This is a genomic window from Desulfuromonas sp. TF (genome assembly GCF_000472285.1).
In the GTDB taxonomy this organism is placed as follows: Bacteria; Desulfobacterota; Desulfuromonadia; order Desulfuromonadales; family ATBO01; genus ATBO01.
In genome coordinates this window covers 355,468-377,708 of record NZ_KI421412.1, presented here as the reverse complement: position 1 = coordinate 377,708, position 22,241 = coordinate 355,468, and the positions used below count along the sequence as shown (strand labels likewise).

The 22,241-nt window shown below is 59.2% G+C and carries 13 protein-coding genes; 8 read left to right on the top strand and 5 right to left on the bottom strand.

Going from position 1 to position 22,241, the window contains the following annotated elements:
- Positions 1-6: 6 nt before the first annotated feature.
- The 4 genes from DTF_RS0101685 to DTF_RS0101670 all read right to left on the bottom strand — a co-directional run bounded on the left by DTF_RS0101685 (position 7) and on the right by DTF_RS0101670 (position 5,775).
- Positions 7-1,047, bottom strand: a complete 1,041-nt coding sequence (locus DTF_RS0101685) for a DUF4931 domain-containing protein (RefSeq protein WP_027713917.1) — start codon at positions 1,045-1,047, stop codon at positions 7-9.
- Between the two features lie 101 nt (positions 1,048-1,148).
- A complete protein-coding gene (locus DTF_RS0101680) occupies positions 1,149-3,668 on the bottom strand; it encodes a mannose-1-phosphate guanyltransferase (protein WP_027713916.1) in 2,520 nt (839 codons plus the stop codon).
- A 123-nt stretch (positions 3,669-3,791) separates the two neighbouring features.
- Complete coding sequence (locus tag DTF_RS0101675; protein WP_027713915.1) at positions 3,792-4,151, bottom strand: response regulator; 360 nt, start codon at positions 4,149-4,151, stop codon at positions 3,792-3,794.
- Positions 4,129-5,775 carry a histidine kinase dimerization/phospho-acceptor domain-containing protein gene (locus DTF_RS0101670; RefSeq protein ID WP_027713914.1) on the bottom strand — a complete coding sequence of 549 codons (1,647 nt, stop codon included), beginning with the start codon at positions 5,773-5,775 and terminating at the stop codon, positions 4,129-4,131. Before DTF_RS0101670 ends, DTF_RS0101675 begins: the two co-directional genes overlap by 23 nt.
- 260 nt (positions 5,776-6,035) lie before the next feature.
- On the opposite strand from DTF_RS0101670, the gene DTF_RS21360 reads away from it, so the two are divergent.
- The gene (locus tag DTF_RS21360; RefSeq protein ID WP_051360691.1) at positions 6,036-6,992 is read left to right on the top strand and encodes a TIGR01212 family radical SAM protein; all 957 of its coding nucleotides are present in this window, start codon (positions 6,036-6,038) and stop codon (positions 6,990-6,992) included.
- Positions 6,993-7,095: 103 nt separating this feature from the next.
- Here DTF_RS21360 and DTF_RS26370 read toward each other — a convergent pair whose 3' ends face one another.
- Positions 7,096-7,236 carry a hypothetical protein gene (locus DTF_RS26370; RefSeq protein WP_155890659.1) on the bottom strand — a complete coding sequence of 47 codons (141 nt, stop codon included), beginning with the start codon at positions 7,234-7,236 and terminating at the stop codon, positions 7,096-7,098.
- 222 nt (positions 7,237-7,458) lie between these two features.
- On the opposite strand from DTF_RS26370, the gene DTF_RS0101655 reads away from it, so the two are divergent.
- From DTF_RS0101655 to DTF_RS0101620, 7 genes are all read left to right on the top strand, one after another.
- Complete coding sequence (locus DTF_RS0101655; protein ID WP_027713913.1) at positions 7,459-9,498, top strand: ATP-dependent helicase; 2,040 nt, start codon at positions 7,459-7,461, stop codon at positions 9,496-9,498.
- Positions 9,499-9,685: 187 nt separating this feature from the next.
- Positions 9,686-10,078 carry an FKBP-type peptidyl-prolyl cis-trans isomerase N-terminal domain-containing protein gene (locus DTF_RS0101650; RefSeq protein ID WP_027713912.1) on the top strand — a complete coding sequence of 131 codons (393 nt, stop codon included), beginning with the start codon at positions 9,686-9,688 and terminating at the stop codon, positions 10,076-10,078.
- 729 nt (positions 10,079-10,807) lie between these two features.
- Positions 10,808-13,315, top strand: a complete 2,508-nt coding sequence (locus DTF_RS0101645) for a hypothetical protein (protein ID WP_027713911.1) — start codon at positions 10,808-10,810, stop codon at positions 13,313-13,315.
- Positions 13,316-13,871: 556 nt separating this feature from the next.
- Positions 13,872-17,387 (top strand): PKD domain-containing protein, encoded by a 3,516-nt coding sequence (locus tag DTF_RS0101635; RefSeq protein WP_027713910.1) that lies wholly within the window; start codon positions 13,872-13,874, stop codon positions 17,385-17,387.
- Between the two features lie 429 nt (positions 17,388-17,816).
- On the top strand, positions 17,817-19,031 hold the full coding sequence (locus tag DTF_RS0101630; RefSeq protein ID WP_027713909.1) for a hypothetical protein: 1,215 nt from the start codon (positions 17,817-17,819) through the stop codon (positions 19,029-19,031).
- Between the two features lie 15 nt (positions 19,032-19,046).
- A complete protein-coding gene (locus DTF_RS0101625; RefSeq protein WP_027713908.1) occupies positions 19,047-19,895 on the top strand; it encodes a cytochrome c in 849 nt (282 codons plus the stop codon).
- Between the two features lie 41 nt (positions 19,896-19,936).
- Positions 19,937-22,162 (top strand): hypothetical protein, encoded by a 2,226-nt coding sequence (locus tag DTF_RS0101620; protein ID WP_027713907.1) that lies wholly within the window; start codon positions 19,937-19,939, stop codon positions 22,160-22,162.
- The last annotated feature ends 79 nt before the right edge of the window (positions 22,163-22,241 follow it).

The following is a 22,241-nucleotide window of genomic DNA, read 5'->3' as shown; positions in this document are numbered from 1 at the left end:
AGGTTATCAAAGGCTCATGGAGAGGTCCACGGCCCTCATGAAGCGGGCCGCCTCCTCCGGAGGGGTGGAATTCATGAAGAATCCCGTGCCCCATTCGAATCCGGCATTATTGGTCAGACGGGGGACCAGGTCGATATGCCAGTGGAAATCATAGGGGATCGATCCCCAGTACCCCGGCTTTCCCAGTCTCAGATGCATGAGGGGGGAGGTGTGCAGGAGGAAGTTGTACGGCGGGTCCCGCAGAACGCTGCGCATCCGCAGCAGGGCATCCTTCAGAGCTTCCGCCAGCGCGGACAGCTCGTGGTCGGCCATCAGGGCAAAATCATGACTGTGGCGAGCGGGTGCAATCCGAACCTCAAAGGGAAAACGGGAGGCATAGGGGGCAAAAACCACAAAATTTCCGTCGTCGCGGATGATGCGCCGTCGGTCCTCCCGCTCCTGTGCCAGAAGATCGCAGAAGAGACAGCGTTCCTTCTTTTTATAGTATTCCTGGCAGACGGAAAGCTCGGTCGCCGTCAGGTTCGGAGTAATCGGAACGGCGATGATCTGGGTATGGGAGTGGGGAATGGCGGCTCCCGCTTCGACGCCGTGGTTCTTGAACAGAAGGATATAGCGAAACCGGGGGTCCTTGCGCAGATCGAGAAGTCGAGCCCGGTAGGCCTTGAGCACATCGGTTATTTCGGCCGGGGCGAGTTCGGCCAGGCTTCTGTCGTGATCGGGAGTTTCTATGACCACTTCATGGGCGCCGATGCCGTTCATGGCATCATAGATTCCCACTCCCCTCTTTTCGAGCTCCCCCTCAATACGCAGCACCGGATATTTGTTGGGGATGACCCGCACTTTCCAGCCGGGCGTATTGGGCCTGCTACCGTCCGTGCGGATGGCAAAGATCTCCCTTGGGGTCTTGTCTTCACGTCCGTAACAGAAAGGGCAGACGGTCATGTTGACCTGCTTGCGGTCATTCATGAAGTCTCTCGGGCGGCGCCCTCTCTCCAGAGTGATGATCACCCAGGTCTTTTTTAGAGGATCCCAGCGCAGTTCGGACAAAACGGAACCTTTCCCCCCGGCAAGGGCTCAAGTCATGCTTTCTTACAGGCCGAGCTTGTGTTCATCCGGAAACTCCGGATGGACACTAACGAGTTTCCGGTTCAGCTTGCCAGCAGTTCCTGTTTCCACCCTTCTACTTTGTCCCGATAGGTTTCGAGCAATTTGTCCACCCTGTTACTGTCCCCGGATTCTGCGACGATATGAGCGATGGGACGGTGCTGGTCGGGAAGAAGAAGCACCCAGTCGCCATCGATCTGAACCTTGACGCCGTCGATGAAGGAGGCCTCCAGGTCGACGGAATCTTCGCTCATCTTTCTCATGATTCCTCCCTTGAGCTCCCAGGAGCAGGGAATCTGCAGGTGCCGATAGGCCCGGCGGGGGATGGTCCGGCGGATGCTTCCCAGGGTCTCCCCGGTCCGGGCCAGCAGCTCCAGGGTTTTGGCCACGGTGAAGAGGGCGTCGAAATTGGATTGAAAGGATGGGAAGGCGAAGCGGCCGTCCATGGTGCCGGCAAGCTGCACCTGGCGGTTCTGTGCGGCCTCCACCAGAGAGCGTCCGTCCGTCTTGGTGCGCTGTACGGTCAATCCGAACTCCTGGGCCAGTTCCTCCACGGCCAGAGGGGCCGGAACCGGCAGGACCAGACTGCCGCGGCGTTCCCCCCGGCACACGAGGGCGGTCAGGACCACGAGAGCCTCGGTGTTGGAAAGGACCTCTCCGGTTTCGTCGATGAGTTTAATCCGTTCCCCCGAAGGCCCGAGCCAGAATCCCGCGGTGGCTCCCAGGGTTTCGACGATGCGCGAGAGCTGTTCCATCGAGCGGCTGTCCTGCTCGGGGGTGCTGCCGCCGCCGTTTTCATGTACATGGGAGTTGAGCTCGATCACCTCGCAGCCGAGTTCCGTCAGAAGATCAGGGAGGAGATGTCCCGCCGGTGAGTGGTTGAGGTCGATCACTACCTTCGGTTTTGCCGCCCGCAGGACTTCGCTGTTGACGGCCCGCAGGAACCCCTCCCGGTAGTAGTCGTAAATGCGGGGTATCTCGGAGATGCCGCCGGGCTCGGTGTAATGCACGCGGCGGAAGTTCTCTTTGTAATAAACCCGCTCGATCCCCTTGGCCATGGCGGAGGAGATCTCCACCCCGTCGGCATCGAAGAAAACGATTTCCGTGGACGCGGGATCCTCGGGGGACTGACGGAAATGTACACCGCCGACCTCGCCGAAGGTGGTGAGCTTGTAGCGCAGCACCGGCAGGGAAACCATCTTGATGTCCCGGACGTTGACTCCCGCCGAAAGGAGACCGCCCACAAAGGAGCGCTTGAGCATGCGCGAGGCGCGGACCGCATCCCGGCCGGCCAGCACGAAGGCGTCCTTCGGCAGGGTGGAGGCATAGGCGGCGCCCAGCTTGGCGGTAAATTCGGGGGTCAGCTCGACATTGGTCAGCCCGCGCACCTGCGCCCCCTCGAAAAGGCTCTTGCGCCACTTCTCTCCCCAGATCAGATTGGTGGTGACGATGGAACCTCCTTCGATCGCCTTGCGCGGCCACACCTTGATGTCTTTTTTTATGAAGGCATCATCGCCGATGGTCGTCTCATCGCCGATGATGGCTCCTTCCTCGATGGTCACCCCCTGGCCCGCCCGGACATTATTGCCCAGAACCGCACCCTTGATGCGGCAGCCTTTCCTGAGATAGACGTTGTCCCAGAGGACGGCGTCTTCGAGTTCGGCGCCGTCCTCGATGACGCAGTTGCGGCCCACGGTGCAGTTCTTCAGGCGGGCATCGCCGAGTACATGGGTGTTGTCGCCAAGGACCACCATCCCCTCCAACTGCGAATAATCGCCGCTGGCGATCAGCGTCTCTTCACCCATAAAAACCTCTCCACCTTCGGTTTTTATGGGCTTTTCCCTGGTCAGGATCTGTACTCGATTCTGCGTTATGTCATGGCAGGCTTCCAGGTAGGCGTCTGTGTTGCCGATGTCCGCCCAATAACCGCTGAGGCTGCAGCCGAACAGGGGGGCGTTCTCCTCCAGCATGGCCGGGAAAATGTCCTTGGACCAGTCCCGGTTTTCCCCTTCGGGGATCATATCCAACACCTCCGGCTCCAGAACATAGATGCCGGTGTTGATGGTGTCCGAGAAGACCTCTCCCCATCCCGGTTTTTCAAGGAACTTGGTGATCCGGCCTTCCTTGTCGGTGATGACCACGCCGAACTGGAGAGGGTCCTTCACCGAAGTCAGGGTGATGGTCGCCTTGGCCTTTTTTTCCTCGTGAAATTTGATGACCTCGGAAAGGTCGAAATCGGTAAGGAGATCGCCGCTGATGATGAGAAATCGCTCGTCCAGGTATTTGGCTGCCGCCTTGACCGCCCCGGCGGTGCCGAAGTCCTCGAGGGGGGTGACATAGGTGATGCGTACCCCGAATTCACTGCCGTCGCCGAAGAAGTTCTTGATGATTTCGGGCTGATGATAGAGAAGCAGAACCAGCTCGTCGATCCCGTGCTTCTTCAGCAGTTCGATGATGTGGAGCATAATGGGCTGGTTGACGAGCGGGATCATCGGCTTGGGCATGTTGATGGTCAGGGGCTGGATGCGGGTGCCGAACCCCCCCGCCATGAGAACCGCTTTCATAAATACATTCTCCTCCGATAATGCGTGATTGATCGATCGTTGGTTTGCTGTGTCGGCAGTTTGCCAACCGGGGTGAGGAGTGAGGAGTAGAGGCGCTGTTACCCCTCACCCCTCACGATTTTTTCAGGTCTTCTTCTTCAGGACCCGCCGGATCTCTTCTTTCAGCTCCGTGAGATCGGAGCTTTTGACCACATAGGCATCGGCTAGCCAGGAGGAAAAGTCATCCTTGTAGCAGCTGAATGCCGTGCAGAGGATGACCGGCAGGTCCGATCGCTCCTTGACGATGTTCTGCAGAAGCTGCAGTCCGCTTTCCCCCTTCATCTGTATATCCAGGACGATCAGATCGAATTCCTGGTTTTTAAGCAGCTCGGCGGCTTCGGCTCCGGTCCCGACGGACTCCACCTGGTACCCTTCGTCCTCCAGTTCAGCCGCATAGAGATGCCGGATATCTCTTTCATCGTCAACCACCAACAGACGGGCCATAGCTTTCCTCCTTTGCGATGTGCAGGCGTATGACAAAGGACGTTCCAGCTCCTTCACGTCCCCTGATTTCCAGATCCGAGCCATGATCCTCAAGGATACGGGCGCACAGGGCGAGACCGAGTCCGCCGCCCTGTCTCGCCTCCGAAAATGATTCCGAGGTGACTGCCCTGATCGTTTCCGGGTGCAAGGCCTTCCCGCCATGGGAGAGGATGATGCTCAGTTCGTTCTCCTTGCGTGCGGTGCAAATTTCCATCTCACCCCCGCGGGGAATATCCGTCAGCGCCAGACGGATGATGCTGCGCAGGCAATAGACGATCTTCTTGAAATCGACCATCACCAGAGGAAGGTCGGGGGCAAGCACGAGCCGGCAGTTGACGTCGTTTGTCTCCAGATCCTCCCGCAGACCGGAGTAAACTTCAGTAACCAGGTGGTTGATGTCCCATCGGTCGTAGGTGGGATGGAGCGATTCCGAGTAGCTCAGCACCTCCTCCAGAACACCATCCAGCCGTCTGGCCTCCCGCATGATCGATTCGACGTACGGCCGATTGGGGTCATCGACGGGGATGTTGCGATTCAGGGTTCGGGCGAAACCGCCGATGATGGTCATCGGATTGCGGATCGAGTGGGAAATGCTGGCGGTAAGTTTCCCCACCAGTGCCATCTTTTCCATGCGCAGGATCAGTTCCTGCTGTTCGCCGAGCCGGCGGTTGGCTTCCGTCAGGTTTTTCAGCTCGCTCTGCAGGCGTTCATAGAGAGAGGCCCGCTCGATGGCGAAGGAAACCGGCATGGCAAAGGTTTCCAGCGAATGAAGATCATCGGCGGCGATGGGCTGGCCGGTAACGATATTGTCCGCCAGAAGCAGTCCGACCCGCCGGTCCTTGCTTTTGAGGGGAACCAGGATAAGTTCTCTGACCCCGAGGGCCTCCGCCCGGGAAGAATCGAGGTGAGGCTCGCATCTGATATCAGGGATATGCCGCGACTGCTGATCGTTCAGGGCCTGCACGAAAAGGTGATCGTGATCATCGAGAGGGACCGAAAGTTTGTCGAGGAGATCCTGGAACTTTTCTCTTTCCGCCGCCAGTTTCTCACGGAAAAAGAGCTGCGCCATCTCTCTCAGGGGATAGTCGCGTTCGGCGATCTCTCTCCAGATGCGACCGGCATCTTCCCGGCTGCGCGGTCCGACGGCCAGGTATCCCCTGAGGAGCTTGCGTTTTGAGTCCACCAGCATCAGGATCGCCCGGTTCAGGCCGAAGCCCTTTCCGGCCGTGACGGCGGTCAGAGCCATGGCGATGACTTCGTCCATCTCCGTCGAGCTCTGCAGTACCAGTCCTACTTCGTAAAGGAACCTGGTCTCCCGGTTGCGGACCTCGATCTGCCTGTTGAGTTCGTGATTCTGCCGGCGCTGTGCCGCCAGTTCGTCCAAGGCTTCAGGAAGGAGATCGGCCAGGGTGCCCCGGTGGTCATCGCTCAGCGTCCGCAAGTCATTCCGGAAGCGGGGGCATTCTAGACAGCGCCGCAGAAATCTCTGGCGGCGATCCTGGAGGAGGTGCTCCTCTCCCATACCCAGAAAAGGGCACTCATCGGCAACAATGTTCTCTTTGTACCAGCAGCAATCAGGTTTCACAACAAATGCACCACATCTAAGGGGAGGCCGGAGCGATCAGAGCGGGAAAAACAGGGCAAGTATAACAGGCCTCAAGACTAATGCAATCGGGGGAAAGCACTCCTGGCGCAGACACCGCAGATGGCCTTTTCCCTTGCTCAAAAACCCTCCGGGGTGGCATAGTTGATGGCGTCGCAAAAAGTCCGCCCTACTGCGTTATGGCGACCGAAATTTTTGCTTAACCATCCTCTGAGTTTTTGCGAGTGAATCATAGTTCAGCTATGTCCGAGAAGCGTTACCAACTATTTTCCGAACATCTCAAATGCCACTTTGGCGGCCGGGTTCACAAGATCTCCGTGGACGCCGGTTTCTCCTGCCCCAACCGGGGCGGCACCCGTGACCTGCCCGGCTGTCTCTTCTGCGATCCCGGCGGTTCAGGGGCGGTGGGAATCGACCGGGGCTTTCCGGTAGCAGAGCAGATCGAGCGGGGCAAGGAAGTGATGACCCGCAAGTACCGAGCCGAAAGCTTTCTCGCCTATTTTCAGCCTTTTTCAAATACCTGGGCCGCGACGAAGCATCTGCGGGAACTCTATGACGAAGCCCTTGCGGTTTCCGGAGTGGTGGGGCTGGCCGTGGGGACCCGCCCCGACTGTCTTCCTTCAGACGTCCTGGACCTGCTCGCCGGCTATCACCGGCGCACCTATTTCTGGCTGGAACTGGGGCTGCAGAGCATCCACGATCCGACCCTGCGTTTCCTCCGCCGCGGCCACGATTACGCTGCCTTTCTGAAGGCGTACGCCGGCGCCCGGCAGCGGAACCTGAGGGTCTGCGTCCACATCATTCTGGGACTGCCGGGGGAAGGCCGGGCCGAGATGCTGGCCACCGCCGACGAAATGGCGCGCCTGGGAGTGGACGGCATCAAGATTCACCTCCTCCATGTACTCAAGGGGACCCCATTGGGGGACATGTATGAAAAAGGCGGGCTCAGGATTCTGGAGCAGGCCGAATACATCTCCCTGGCCTGCGATTTTCTCGAGCGCCTCCATCCGGACACTCTGATTCACCGGCTGACGGGAGACGGTCCCCGGGATCTGCTGATGGCGCCATTGTGGTCGCTCAACAAGTGGGAGGTGCTCAATGCCATCGATGACGAGCTGGCGCGCCGGGGGAGCCGGCAGGGATCTTTTCGGAGGACAGAGGACGGAGGACCGAGGACGGAAATCCGTAGGCCGGGATAAGGCGCCAGCCGTTCCCGACAAGCCCTTAAGGATACAGCAAGACGGGGCGCCGGAAACGCTTCGCTTATTCCGGCCTACAATTCAGGTGAGGATGGAAAAACGGCTAGCGAATGAGAGAGGCGGACGCCTCGACGGAGGCGGAAGCGGCTTCGACCTGTGCCGGCGAAGTTTCAGCCGTGCCCCAGGAGACGAGAAGCAGTGAGGCCCAGACGAGGCCTACGATGAGTACGATTATTCTTGACATGGCGCGTAAGATACTCAAAAGACCGTAAAAAATCAAGCAGTCATTTTTCCCTGCAGGGTGACAATTTTTTGCGCCTTGTCCCGATTCGCCCGCCTGTGGTAACAATGCCGTGACGCGTGACGCGTGACGCGCGAATTCCGTAACACAACGACGGCATGATCCGAACTTCTCACCCCTCACGTTTCTAGCCCTTGCGCCTCACTCCTCGGATTTTTTTAGAAGATGGACCTTACCACACTGAACAAAGAACAGCTCACCGCCGTGCGCCACGACGAAGGCCCCCTTCTCCTGCTGGCGGGGGCCGGCTCGGGCAAAACCCGGGTCATCACCTACCGCATCGCCTACCTGCTGCTCCAGCGGGGAGTTCCCGCCGGCAGCATTCTGGCTGTCACCTTCACCAACAAGGCGGCCCGGGAGATGAAGGAGCGGGTGCTGGAGCTGGTCGGGAAAAAACGGGCCTCCGGCATGGTTGTCGCCACCTTTCACGCCCTCTGCGTGCGCATCCTGAAGGAGGACATCGAGCGGCTCGGATACAAAAGGAACTTCTCCATCTATGCCGCCTCCGATCAGGCCCGTCTGGTCAAGGACATCATGCAGGGGCTCGACATCGACGGCAAGAAATTCGATGCCGACCGCATCCTGTGGATCATCTCCGACGCCAAGAACCGCCTTGTGGCCCCCGAGGACTTCGCGGTTCGCCACCAGGACGACTACGAAACTATGGCCGCCGAGGTCTATCCCCGCTACCAGAAGGCGCTCAAGGCCTTCAATGCCGTCGACTTCGACGACCTGCTCATGCTGACGGTCCGGCTGTTCCGGCAGTGCCCCGAGGCTCTCGCCAAATACCAGGAGAGGTTCCGCTATCTCCTGGTCGACGAATACCAGGATACCAACGCCGCCCAATACCTCCTCCTTAAATATCTGTCGGAAAAACACCGCAACCTCTGCGTGGTGGGCGACGACGATCAGTCGATCTACGGCTGGCGAGGCGCCGATCTCGGAAACATCCTCGATTTCGAGAAGGATTTCGCCGGGACCACGGTGATCAAGCTGGAGCAGAACTACCGCTCCACCGGCAACATCCTGGCCGCGGCCAACGCGGTGATCAGGAACAACGCCAAGCGCAAGGAAAAGGCCCTGTGGAGTGCGGACGGGCCGGGCGCCCGCATCGAAAGCATCCGCTGCATGGATGAGGAGGACGAGGCGCGCATGGTCATGGAGCGCATCCACGCCGAGCGCTTCAGGCACGTACTGCAGTACCGCGACTTCGCCATTCTCTACCGCACCAACGTGCAGTCCCGGGCCTTCGAGGAGCAGCTTCGCTACGAGAACATCCCCTATGTCCTCATCGGCGGGCAGCAGTTCTTCGACCGCAAGGAGGTCAAGGACGCCGTCGCCTATCTCAAGGTGCTGGTCAATTCCCGGGATGAGGTGAACCTCCTGCGCATTCTCAACTACCCCCGCCGGGGGATCGGCGAAACTACGGCGGACCGGATCATCCGCCACTCGGCCGAAAGGGAGAACCCCCTCTGGGATGTCCTTCGGGACCCGTCCGGGGTCGCCGAACTGAGCGACAAGGGAAAAGAGGCGATCGCCGCCTTCGTCGATCTCATGGAGCGCTACCGCCGGCGGTTCGCCCGCGGTCCCGGACTGGCCGAGACGGCCCGGAGCTTCTTCGAGGAGATCGGTCTGGAGGACGAGATCTACCGGGGGGCCGACGATCCGGCCAAGGCCCGGCGGCGAGCGGAAAATGTCCAGGAGGTGGTGAGCGCCATGGCATCCTACGAGGAGCGGGAGGCCGCCCCGACCCTCGCCGGATTTCTCGACAAGGTCTCCCTGTACGACGAGGACCGGCCGGGTAAGAACGACAAGGAGAAGAAGCTCAGCCAGGACGCCGTTACCCTGATGAGTCTTCATTCGAGCAAAGGGCTGGAGTTCCCCGTGGTCTTCATGGTTGGACTGGAGGAAGAGTATCTCCCCCACAAAAAATCGATCCATGAGACTTTCGACATCGACGAGGAGCGGCGCCTCTGCTATGTCGGAATCACCCGCGCCCGGCGACAGCTGGTGCTCCTCCACGCGCAGCAGCGCAAGAAGTACGGCAAGATGCTCCCCCGGGTGCCGAGCCGATTCCTGAAGGAAATCCCCGAGGCTCTCCTCGACCGGAGAGGCAGCGAGGCGAAGCTCCCCGCCAGCGAGGAGGAGCAGGAGGTGATGGCCGGCAGTTTCTTTGCCGGCATCAAGGCCCTGCTGGGAGACTGATCGTCGCCCCGAGTGCATTCCTTCCCTTCAGAAGTCGCACTGCACATCCCCTGTGGCAGGCTCCAGCAGCAACACGGCGGCCAAATTCACAGTAGCGGAGCCCACAATTTAACGATATACAAGGGGATCGTCTTTTCGAAAAATGCGCCCTTTTTACCCGTGAAGATTCGTGAAAGGAGTCATGAGAATGAAAAAAGACTTTGGGACCACCACCTTTATCGCCCTGACTCTGCTTGTATTTCTTGTCGCCGGTTGTCGGCGGGAGCAGGAAGGTTCTTCTCTGACGGATCGGGAAGGGAATAAAAAATATTCGGTCGGTCTTCATCTCGGTGGGGAGACGGATAAGCACGAGATGGTCAATCTGAAGAGCCTGGAAGAGAAAATGAGTTATGCCCTCGGCCTCGTGATCGGGCTGGACCTCGACCGGCAGAATCTGGACCTAAATCCCGAGTTGCTGGCCCGGGGCTTTCAGGACGCCTATTCCGGCAATACGCCGGCTCTGACCGATGAGGAGATCGAGCAGGTCAGAAAGGATTTTGTCAACCGGAAAAGGGCCGAACAGCAAAAGAAGGTTCAGTAGGGGCCTGGTGGAAGAAATCCCTATTTCTGAAAAAACAACGCTTGAAAATGGGGCGGGCGGTGATTCCACACATTGTTTTGCTAACCCCGCCTCCCCCATAGACCCCAGGGGGGCAGCATGCTCTCCAGGAAAATCCCTGCACATCCTTTCCAGCTAATCCCCTTCCTTCCCTCCTCACGCGAAAAAAGATCGAACTTTCAAAAGCTTTTCCGATTGATTGAAAATAAATAAAACTGCACTCCTGCCGCTTGCAACATCAAAAACGGCTGTTACATTGTCAAAACCTGTTTGCTCTGCGGGTGCCCCCACCTGTTCAGTGCTTTGGCGGAAACGGACGCTAAAGTGCCGAGGCGGTTTCGCCCCCTCTCAGCCAGCCAATAGTGAGATTCTATTCTCCCTCTCTTAGCGGCAAACCACCGGGGAGGCGGCCAATTTATAGACCAACTTTCTAGAAACTTCGGGCCGGTGCTTGACGTCGGCAAAATCTGTGATAAAGGAATAAAGTGCTTAAAAATTAAGTGTTTGTATTTCCTTTGAGCATAGATCGGGTTTTCCAGCGGCGGAATTGGCCCGAAGCCGTGAGTCAAACCCAGACTGCTTTTTGAACGGATCCTGTTTGCAACTGATACTTAACCGATGCGTCTATTTCCGATCGGTGAAGAAAGCAGGTCCAGGTCCATGGGGGACCGGGCCAACCTTACTTTCATTCTCTTGGAAAGGAGAAGGACAATGAGAAGGTTCAGGATGTTGCGCAGGATTCTTTTGGTAGCGCTGTTGATCACATCCGTCGCCCTGGTGGGATGCGAGGGGGACGACGGAGATGACGGCGCGCCCGGCAAGTCCGCTTTTGACATTGCGGTGGAGAACGGCTTCACCGGGACCGAGGAAGAGTTCGCGAACCAGCTCACGGGCCAAGGTGAGCCCGACCTCGAAACCTGCGGCGTCTGCCACAACAGCGTCGCGGAGATTCATGAGATAACGGACGTGGCCACCGCTGAAGTTGTCAGCCAGGAGGACGTCGGAGGCGATCTGGTGATCACCTTCGATGTCGAGCTGGATGGCGTGCCGAGCAATGATTTCACGCTGCGCCGTGCCTACGTGCACTACGACGATCCCACCCAGGAGTTCCCCCCCAACGCGACTCTGCTCGCTACGGCCTCTCTCCGGCGCGACTCTATCGCGGACGCCGTCACGGTTGTAAACGTTCCTGCCGTCCGCGGTCGCTACACCGCTACCGTGCCCGCGGCCAACGTCATCGCGGACTCGACCTATCTGATCCAGATGCAGTCGGATGTTTCCAACGAGCGGCCGATAGTTATCGTCGAGAACGGCACCCCGCCGACCCGCGACCTCGTCACCGACAGCGCCTGCCAAGCCTGCCACGAACCGTTCCCTGCCTGGAACAATAAGTTCTTCCACTATGCGGTCGGCGGCTCCAACTGCCAGATCTGCCACGTGCGGGGCGAGCGGACGACCGGCTACATCAGCCGTGACGAAGTCACGGGCAACCTGTTTACACAATTTGAGATTGACACCGATGGAGACGGCGTGCCCGATGAAGATCCCATCTTCGGCAGCAACCTCGCCGAGTACATCCACGGCATTCACAATTCGCACAACATGCCGGAAGAGACCTTTTTCCGGACCACCGCCGCCGATGATACCGCGAATATCGAGGACCGCTGGTCCATCGGCTTCCCGTCCAGCATGCGCAACTGCTCTGTCTGTCACCGCGACGAAGGCGGCATCGACCGTAACGAGATCGTGGCCTCCATGCCGCCCTCCTACTACCTGTGCTTCAGCTGTCACAACAGCTGGGAGAATTTCTCCGAGGCAGTTGCCACGGGCGGTGGCTTGGCCGGTCTTCACCAGAGCCTTACCCCCAACTCAAGCTGTACGACCAGCTGTCATGAGCCTGGCGGGATAGCAGCTTCCAAGGATGAAGCCGCAGACTTCCATGATGAATTCATACTCGACTCTCACGAGGATTCCTTCTTCCGCGGCGAAGACATCTCCTTCACTAATCCCGACAACGTCACCTTCGCCATTGAATCGGTGACGGCCGACGGCTCCAACGTGAGCTTCACCTGGACGGCCTCCAAGAACGGCGCTCCGGTCGACCCCTGCAACACCGACCTCTCGGCCGGTCCGACCTTCCAGGAACTCGGCGCCTACCTGGCCTATGCCAAAGGCGATGACTGGGTCAACGAGTTTGTCGGCGCCAATCCTGGCCAGCCCGACGGTGCCCAGGGTCTTTTCGACGACCTGACCACCACCTGCGCGGCGAATGTCGCAAGCACCACCGGACTGGTCATGGATCCGGAGGCGCTCGAATATGCATCAAAGGTGCTGCTGGCCGTCGGCGGCAAGCCGGCCGATCGCTTCGGCGGAGTCGTCGGGCAGGAATATTTCGTTCGCGAACCCTCCCCGACCTTCGCCTTCAATCCCGCGGACGGGTCGGCTGCGACCCCGCGGCGCATGGCTGTCGACAACGACAAGTGTCTCGGCTGTCATCAGGGCACCCTGTATCAGCACGGCGGCGACCGCGTCGACAACGAGCAGCTCTGCGTGATCTGCCACAACCCGTCTTCGGGGGACAAGCACAACCGTAAAGAGCGGTTTGCGATCGTCAACGCCGACGGCACCGTCAACACCGATGCCACCTATGACGGCAAAGTGAACGAGACCTTCGACATGCGGCACATGATCCACAGTATTCACGGTGTCAGCAAGCGGATATTGAATAGCCCCACCAGCGCCGCGTTCCCCTGGACCATCTACCGTAGCCGCGGTATCTTCGTCTTCGCTCCGCCCCTCTTCGAGCAGATCCAGGTCCCTGACGATGAGGGCGGATTCGAAACCCACACGATCGAGGTCGACTACCCGTTCCCGGAAGGCTGGCCTGAAGACGGGGAGACGATCTTCGGTTCCACCAACGGTTCCACGATCGGCCACAACTGGACTGTCGTCCATTACCCGCAGCCGCCGAACCGCTGCATGGCCTGCCACAACGAGGAGGCCTATGAGGCGCCCGACCAGAGCATCGCGGTTCCCCTGACGGTCGACCCCGTCGGCCCGGACTACGCAGACCAGAGTGATGACATCGTCATCGGTCCGGCGGCAGCGGCTTGTACCGCCTGCCATGCCGAGTCCGACACCCGGGTCCATGCAACCCAGGATTTCGGTTATCGGGCCAACGTTGAGAAGGAAGTCATGCTTGAGAAGGGACAGCTGTAATAACTGAGCTGTAAGAAGAACCCAGGGGCCCCTACAGGACCCTGGGGGAAACCAAAGCCCCGCCTTAATTCAAGGCGGGGCTTTATTATGAATCAAAAAAGCCCCCACTATCGTGGGGGCTTTTTTGCGAAGCTCTTCCTTTAGAGAAGGCTTTCTCGAGAGACACTACTTTCATTTGCATATCCTCTCAGTCCGTTTAATGAGACATAAGTCCTTAAGAAATAAAAGAAATCCATTTGACAAAGCATTTTCCGGTGATCAAATGGATTAACCTTGCTTCATTCGGAGTTGATCATGTTCGCTGGGGAGAAGATGGTCCGGTGTCGGGGGCGCCCATGGTTATTCTTTCGGGTGGGTGCACAAGATCGATCCATCAGGCAAAGGAGGCAAACAGATGAAAAATTCACAGAAGTGGATCCGTCTTTTACTGATTGTCTTTACGGGTGTCGCCCTCGCTCTCGCCGGATGCGAAGGTGACGATGGGGATCGCGGCCCGCAAGGCCCAGAAGGCCCGCAAGGCCCGCCCGGCACCGGTATGCCAGGAACTGGGACAGACGTGACTCCGAATCCCGAAGCGGCCGAACAGGTGGTTTTTTACGTCGACAGCAAGGGAACCCCAGCCACGAATGATGACGTCTGGCGCACCCATTTCGAACTGGGGCTGGGCGGCACGGAGATTGCCGGGCTTCCTGAAACGCAGGACGCCTTTGCGAAAAAATATTCGGCTCAGATCATCAAGGAGAACGACCGATTCGCCCTTCAGGTGAAAAATCTGACAAGCGACGAGACGGCCACCTACCCCGTCTTCATCACCTACGGCGGGGAGCGGAACTATAAGCAGCGCTATATCGTGGAACTGCCCAACAGCGCCAGCAAGCACATCTCGCCGCTCCAGTTCAATGACCGATACCAGGAGCATCCTGATGGACTGACGCTCAAATGGGTGCCCTATCACGCGGAGCGCTGGTTCAATCCGAGCAATGACAGTCTGACGACCCCCGGCGCCTCGGCCGCCTTCGACGGGGATTGTGCCGGCTGCCATCAGACCGGCTATACCCTGGTCAAGAATAACCTGGGGCAGGAAGTGGCGCTGCCGGGAGAAGCCATCCACATCATCGACGGCGAAGAGCGGACGTTCGTCGGCTCCAGCCGCTGTCTCTCCTGCCATGGGGACAAGGAGAACTGGGGGCTGACCCTGCACAAGCTCGTGCACCGCAAGCCCCTGGAGTTTTCACCGCACCAGGCCAAGGGAGCGGCGTTCTACAGCGAGACCATCAACCGCGGCATCATGCTCTCCCTCGGGATCATCGATGACGAGGACACCCCGCTGAACCCCGGGGCTGACACAACCTTCGTCACTCCTCTCCAGGTTCAGCCGGCCCAAGTCGACACGGCAGATCCGAACGGCGCCATCGATTTCGATCTGGACGGCGATCTGGACGAGATCAACATCGGCTGCGAGCGCTGCCACGGGCCGGGGAGCGCGCATGTGGTCAGCCAGGACCCGACAGACATTTTCAATCCCCGGACCGATCTCGACGTCGATCTGGGCAACCAGGTCTGCGGCCAGTGCCACATCCGCGGTCTTTCCCGCGAAACCTTCACGGATTTCTTCGCCGAGGCGAGCGAGGAAACTCCGGGGCGGTCCCCCTTCCCGGCGATTTTCGAGCCGGCGACCGGCCAGCTGCAGCATTACAAGATCGGCGATGACCTAAACGCCTACTACGTATGGGATGCCGGTTCCGCGGCGGGTGCCGGTTCGGGACTGGATCCCGGCCGCTTCAACAGCCAGTACTGGGGCGGCGAGCCTTCCGGCGGCAATTTCGTGGCCTCCCGTCAGCATCATCAGCAGTACATCGACATGCTGAACGGTCCCCATGCCGTGATCCGCTGCTTCGATTGCCACGAGCTGCACGATAACAACGCCCCTACCGGTTTTCAGATCGTCACCGAGCGGGAAGTCCCCGGCGGCATCAACGGCGGCGAGATCCGCATCAAGACCAAAGCTGATGACAATACCCTCTGTCTCTCCTGCCATGCGGGACAGGCGCCCTTCGCTGACATTACGCTCGAAGCGGTGGCGGACGTCTGGCTGAACGGGCCGTCGGCCAACCTGAAGGCTTCCGTCATCAGCCACACCCAGCACGTCTACAACCCCCAAGGGGACAACACCGACCCGGTGCTGGGGATTCCCGGGGATGACCTGGGAGACCTGAAGACAAGCAACTGCGTCGAATGTCATATGCCGTTCGTGGCCAAAACGGCCGTGAACTTCGACATCCGTGCGCACACCTTCAACGTCATCCGTCCCGAGCAGTCCCTCTCGACGGCGCCTTCGGCCGGAGTCCCCAACTCCTGCAACCAGTGCCACGACGCCCTCACCGATGAGGAGCTGCAGGCGCTGGAGGCGGATTATGTCGCGAAATTCCCCCTCGATGCGGCCGGCAACATCGATCCAGCCGCCCGCACCAACCTCTATGTCGACCAATGGTTGCAGAGCGGCCACGCCGATTTCGCCGGCGAGCCGTTCAACCATTGGAATGCGGACGGCGAAATCCCGACCACCTGCGCAAAGTGTCACAGCGCGGACGGTTTCCGTGACTTTGCCCTGGATGGCTCTGTAGAGGAACCGGTACCTTCGAATCCCGTCAATGATCCGCAGCAGGTGGTGTCCTGCGGCGCCTGTCACACCGACGGGAACAACCCAGCTTTCTGGGCCAACGCCAACACCCTGTGGGACGATCGGGCCACTTTCACCGCAGTTGAACCGGTGACCTTCCCCTCCGGCGCCACAGCGACCCTGAACGGCCCCAGCAACATGTGCATGGCCTGCCACCAGGGGCGCGCTTCCGGTGTCGATGTCCAGCAGGCGATCGATGAGGCCGACCAGCACGGGCGATTCATCAACCGGCACTATTTCGCCGCCGCCGCCATTCTTTTCGGCTCCGATGTCACCGCTCATTTCGAATACGCCGGTCGAACCTACCTCGGACAGAACACCTTCCCGGGGCACGGAGAGGGACTGAGTGTCTGCGTTGACTGTCACATGCGCTCGGGGGCCGCCGACCATACCTTCGAGCCGCAAATCACCGATTGCAACCTCTGCCATCAGAGCATCGTGGACAGTTTCGAACAGCTCGGACTGCCCTTCGGCGCGGCGAATGTCGATTATGACGGCGACGGTACCGGCGAAAGCTTCCAAGGCGAGATCGACGGTTTTGCCGGGGACGGCGTAAACGTTCCGGCCGGCGCTCTGCTGACGGCGATCCAGAATTACGCCGCCACCATCATCGGTACCCCGATCGAGTACAGGCCCGGCAGCTACCCCTACTTCTTCATCGCCGGGACGGATAACAGTTACAACCTATTCGATGACCGGCTGCTGGCGGCGGCCTTCAACTTCCACTCCGCCCAGGATCCGTGCAGCGATATTCACAACTACAAATATGTTATCCAGGCACTCTACGATTCCCTCGACGACCTGGACGACAATCAACTGAACAACTCCGTTGCGGGCACCCGGCCGGGCGACGGCGTTCAGCCTCCGCCGGGCGGCAATCAGGCCCCGACGGCCTCTGCAGGTGTGGACCAGAGCGATGTGGCCGTGGGGAGCCCGGTCCAATTGGATGGCAGCGCCAGCTCTGATCCGGAAGGAGCGCTGTTGACGTTCAGCTGGACCATCACCCAGGCGCCGGCGGGGAGTGCCGCCGCCCTGGTGAACCCGACCACGTCCACCCCGACCTTCACGCCCGACGTGGCGGGATCCTATACCATCCTGCTCGAAGTGAGCGATGGGGAGGCGACCGCTTCGGACGCAGTGGTGATTACAACCGCAGGTGCAGAGCCGCCAACTCCTCCGACCACCGTGATCTTTGAAAACGCTTTCGGCAATATCACCTTCAGCCACACGAATCACGTCGCCCGCGAAGAGGGGAATTGCGCCACCTGCCATGACACGGATCCCCCCCAGGCCATCGGTATCGATGGACAAGCATCCGGTCATGGTTTCTGCGGAGAATGCCACAATGCTCAAATAACGGGCGGCCAGTGCAACTTCTGCCACGGAAATTAACTCCTGGCATCAAACTGTTTTAGCTTATGAAAATCATGGGGCGGCTTGAAAAGCCGCCCCCATTGCTTTCTCTGATGAACCCGCCAAAAAGGATGTCCATCCTGTATTCAATAAACGTTCGATATAATTAACGATCGCGCTTGCGCAGCTAAAAGGAAAAATGTAAGATTCTTTCTTTCGAGTGCGGCAGGTTCAACGTCAAGAAATAGTTGAAAAAAACCCGTCGGACCGGGGAACCGAGATAAATATTTATTACAGAACGTATTGACAAGGTTGTTCGGTCTGGTTAACTACTGAACAATTGACTGTTTTTTTTGTTGTTCTTCAGAGGGTATCATGAACGTCAGCTTTTCTTTTTCTTATCTTGAAGACTTGAGCCGCTGCCTGTGACAGGTGGCTCTTTTTTAGCCATTATATGAAGGAGGCGACATGAAAGTTCGGCGGCGGTTTTTGCTCTGCATGGCCGCTGTACTGCTGGCCTTGGTGCCGGTGGGCAGCGCGCTGGGCGCTTCGGTCTCAGGCCGGTCGAGCACGGTTCTGGAGTGGTTCGACGACGCCGGGGAGGATACGGCGGTACCCGTTTATCAATATCTTCTGCTCAATGTGAAGGACATCGACGGCAAGGGACTCAACTTCCGGGGTTACGGGCGGCTCGCCGACGATCTTGCCGACGAGGTGGATGTCGACAGCCAGCTTTATTACGCTTACCTTGAGAAGCGGGACATCATCGACAACCTCGACTTCAAGCTTGGCCGGCAGTTCATCTCCACTACTGCCGGCGCTTCTCTGATGGACGGCCTCAAGCTCGATTACGGATTTCTCGACAACTACAGGCTGAGTCTCTTCGGCGGGGGAGACGTCACCTATTACGAAGGATACAACGCCGACGACCTGATCGTCGGGACCGAGATCGCCGGCCGGTTTCTCGACACCCTCAATCTCGGCCTCTCCTACCTGCAGAAATGGGAGGGTGGCGATCTCTCCCACGAGCTCATCGGACTGGACGTCGACTACGATTTTCTGAATCTGCTCAACGTCTATAGCGAGACGCAGTACAGCTGGCTCACCGAAGAAGTGACCTACTTCCTTGTCGGTGCGAACTATCACCAGAATCCCGACTGGACACTCCGCGCGGAATACCTTTATTCCCTTCCGGTTTTTTCGGCAACTTCCATTTATTCGGTCTTTGCCGTGAATGAATACGAGGAGTTGATGGCGGAACTGAGTTATCGGATCGACGTGGGTTTGCGCGCATTCGGACGATACTCTCGCGAATTGTACGAAGAAACCGATGATGCCAATGTATTCGAAGTGGGGATCGAAAAGATCCGCACTCAACGCTTCTCGGGTTACCTGGTCGGAACGGTTCGCGACGACAGCGACGGACAGGATCTATACGGAGTCAAGGTGCACGCGGCCTGGCTGCTCAGCAAGTATTTCGAGGCCGGTGTCGGTGCCCACGTGGATGTGATCGAGCGGCGCCTGGAAGAGGACGACGACGAAACTACGAGTTCGCGCGTGTGGGTCGACGGGACCGCCTACGTCACCAGAACGGTCAATGTCCAGGCCAAGGTGGAGAGAATCGAAAGCGATCTTTGGGACGAATATTACCGGGGCCGCGTTCGCCTGAACATTCTCTTTTGATAAAGGAGCAACAATATGATTCGCAGTTTACTTATTGTTCTTGCCATCCTGAGTATGGCCGCTCCGGCCTTGGCGGTGACCTTCGATCATGCAGAGCATCTGGCCATCCTGGAGGGCGAGCCCTGTGCTACCTGCCATATGGATCCGGAGAAAGACACGGTTGTTTTCAACGGGCCGGGAACGATCGTTCCCGACCAGGCTGTCTGCTTGAACTGCCATGAAGAGGATTTCATTCAGGAGGTCGAGTTCCCGGCACTGAAGACCCACGGCCCTGTGTGGGCGCTCAATCATCGCCCCTTCGCCAAGGGAAACACCTATGACTGCGCCGCCTGCCACCAGCAGGTCGACTGCCTGGAGTGCCACAAGTCGGGCTTTGCCGACGAGATGGGGGCTTTCGGCAACAACATGATCAACGTGCATCGCAGCGACTTTCACGTCACCCATCCCATCGCCGCCCGCACCGACCCGCAGCTGTGCTCCAGTTGTCACGAATCGAAATTCTGCAGGGACTGCCACGACAACTTCGCTCCGGAGGATCTGGCGGTCCTCTCTCATCGCAGGGGCTGGAGCGATATCACCGTTGGACCGACCGGTCCGGCCCATGCCCAGTTCAACGAGAGCCAGTGCCAGACCTGCCATCCCGATTCGGTTCTGCCGGTCCACGAGTGGTCCCCCCAGCATGCCCGCGAGGCGCGCAAGAATCTGGCCACCTGCCAGGCCTGCCACCCCGAGGGGGACGTCTGTCTTAAGTGTCACAGCGCCAGAACGGGCCTGAGAGTCAATCCTCACCCCAGCGACTGGGATGACATCAAGGGACGGCTCGACCGGGCCAGCGGCGGTAGAACCTGTCGGAAATGTCATTAGAATAACGAACTATCTCATTTAACTCGAAAAAGGAGGTTGGCATGCGACAGACGAAGTTGACCCTGTTGGTTTTGGCAGCATTCCTGGCACTGGTGCTGGGAGGCTGTGGCAGCAACCGCGATTCCGGCGGTGATCAGACGAGGGGGCCGGACCTTGGAACGGATCCCGATACGGGCATCGCCTTTGTCGGCGCCGCCACCTGCATCGGCTGTCACGAAGATATTTCATTCAGCCAGGAGGCGGTTCAGGGCTTCCTGGAAAGCAAGCACGTCAATCACTCGACCGCTATCAACGCCGCTTCCCCGGAATCGTGCCTTGCATGTCATGATCCGCTCGGCGACGGCCCGGGCCTCGAAGCACATATCGATCCGGCAAACGTTCCCGCGGAGGGGCTGGCGGCGGTCGGATGCGAGAATTGCCACGGTCCCGGCGGCGAGCATTTCGGTGTCGGCCCGATTCCCACTTTCAGCCCCGACTTCGAGGTCTGCGGCAAGTGCCACAGGGACCTGCCGGATGTCACCGGTTTCCATCCCGAGGGTCTCAACATCATCGAGAACTACCGACAGAGCGCCCATGCCGATCCGGCCAGAACGACGGCGCCCTGCTTCCGCTGCCACTCCGACGAAGGCTTCCGGATGTTTGTCGCCGGGACACGCGGCCTCGATGACGAAAATCTCGAAGAGGCTCTTGCAATCGAGCCGCCGGTCGGTGATGCCCCTATTCAGTGCCGCACCTGCCATGATCCGCACGAGACGGGCACCCTGCGAGTCGCTGAGACCAATGTTACCAGCGACAGTGAGGGGACCCAATTCGGCAGGGATGCGGAAAACAACCGAATCAGCAAAAAGAACTTCTCCAGCCAGGTCAACCTCTGCACCGCCTGCCACCAGGTATTTCTCAACTACATCATTGACGAGGATGCGGATCTTTTCACCTATAACCTGATTTTCGACCCGGTCCAACCTTCCGAGATAAACGACCTGCCCCATCATGGCGCCACCGCCGGGCCCACAGCCGACCCGACCCCTGCTGACAACCGGCTCATCTGGGACACCCATTTCCGCTTCCTCGATCCAACCGATGGGACGACGGTCCTTATCCCCGGCTACAACATCAACGCCGCCGACGACAACGCCTGCCTGAACTGCCACGAAGTCCACGGCGCCACCAAGTTCGCCCAGGCGAACGCCGTGGAAATCGCTAATCAATGGGCCTCCTCGGGACACGCCGACTACCTCGGCGAGCCGTTCAACCATGATTTTTCCTCCGGCGTATGCATGAAGTGCCACTCGGGCACCGAGTACGCCCGTTTCGTCCAGGGAGTGCCCCAGGACGAGCTCGACCTGGCTGGCGGCCCGCGGGTCGTTGCCTGCGTCGCCTGCCACGATCTGATGGCCAAGAACGCCGAGGGCGATTTCGAGCTCGGCGCCACCCGCACGGTCGATGAGGTCGTCTTCCCCTCGGGCGCGGTCCAGAGCCTCGGCGACGCAAGCAACCTCTGCGCCGAATGCCACCAGGGGCGCGAGTCGGGCCTGACGGTTGCCAATGCGATCGCCGCCAATCCCGGCGGTCCCCATCGTTTCCTCAACCGCCACTATTTCGCCGCCGCCGCCATCCGCTTCGGCACAGAGGTGACGGCTGGTTTCGAATACCCAGGACGGACCTATGTGGGGGAAAACAACTACCAGGGAACCCTTGGAGGTCATTTTGACTCTCTTAGAAGATGCATCGGGTGCCATCTGAGGGAAGACGCCGCGAACCATACCTTTGAACCGGATATTACCCGGTGCCAGACCTGCCATGTCGACAGCGGCACGGCCTATCCTGGTGTCCTCAGCAGTTTCGAGAATCTGGGACTCCCCTTCGGGAACTTAGGGAACCCCGACGTCGATTATGACGGCGACGGGGCCGGAGAGAGCTTCCAGGGCGAAATCGCCGGGATGGAGGAGCTGCTGCTGACGCAGATCCGGGCCTATGCGGAGGGTGTCGTGGGCACTCCGATCGCCTATGCAGCGGGACGTTATCCTTACTGGTTTGCCGACGCCAACAACAACGGCATCGCCGATGAAGGCGAGGGGAGCTATTCCGCGTTCGACGACAAGCTGCTGGCCGCAGCGTACAACTACCACTCCAACCAGGATCCCTGCGGCGACATGCACAACTACAAGTACGTCCTCCAGACTGCCTACGATTCCATAGACGATCTGGATGACGGCATTCTCAACAACGCGGTGCAGGGAACGTCCGTCGCGGCGGTCAGGCCCTGACGATCTTTCTCAACTGCCATGGAACGCACCATAAAAAAGCCCCCGCATTTGCGGGGGCTTTTTTATGGTGCGCCAGTCA

Coding starts and splice junctions, on each gene's coding strand:
- DTF_RS0101680 (WP_027713916.1), bottom strand. CDS start 3,668: ATGAAAGCGGTTCTCATGGCGGGGGGGTTCGGCACCCGCATCCAGCCC.
- DTF_RS0101645 (WP_027713911.1), top strand. CDS start 10,808: ATGAGAAGGTTCAGGATGTTGCGCAGGATTCTTTTGGTAGCGCTGTTG.
- DTF_RS0101650 (WP_027713912.1), top strand. CDS start 9,686: ATGAAAAAAGACTTTGGGACCACCACCTTTATCGCCCTGACTCTGCTT.
- DTF_RS0101620 (WP_027713907.1), top strand. CDS start 19,937: ATGCGACAGACGAAGTTGACCCTGTTGGTTTTGGCAGCATTCCTGGCA.
- DTF_RS0101625 (WP_027713908.1), top strand. CDS start 19,047: ATGATTCGCAGTTTACTTATTGTTCTTGCCATCCTGAGTATGGCCGCT.
- DTF_RS0101630 (WP_027713909.1), top strand. CDS start 17,817: ATGAAAGTTCGGCGGCGGTTTTTGCTCTGCATGGCCGCTGTACTGCTG.
- DTF_RS0101655 (WP_027713913.1), top strand. CDS start 7,459: ATGGACCTTACCACACTGAACAAAGAACAGCTCACCGCCGTGCGCCAC.
- DTF_RS0101675 (WP_027713915.1), bottom strand. CDS start 4,151: ATGGCCCGTCTGTTGGTGGTTGACGATGAAAGAGATATCCGGCATCTC.
- DTF_RS26370 (WP_155890659.1), bottom strand. CDS start 7,236: ATGTCAAGAATAATCGTACTCATCGTAGGCCTCGTCTGGGCCTCACTG.
- DTF_RS21360 (WP_051360691.1), top strand. CDS start 6,036: ATGTCCGAGAAGCGTTACCAACTATTTTCCGAACATCTCAAATGCCAC.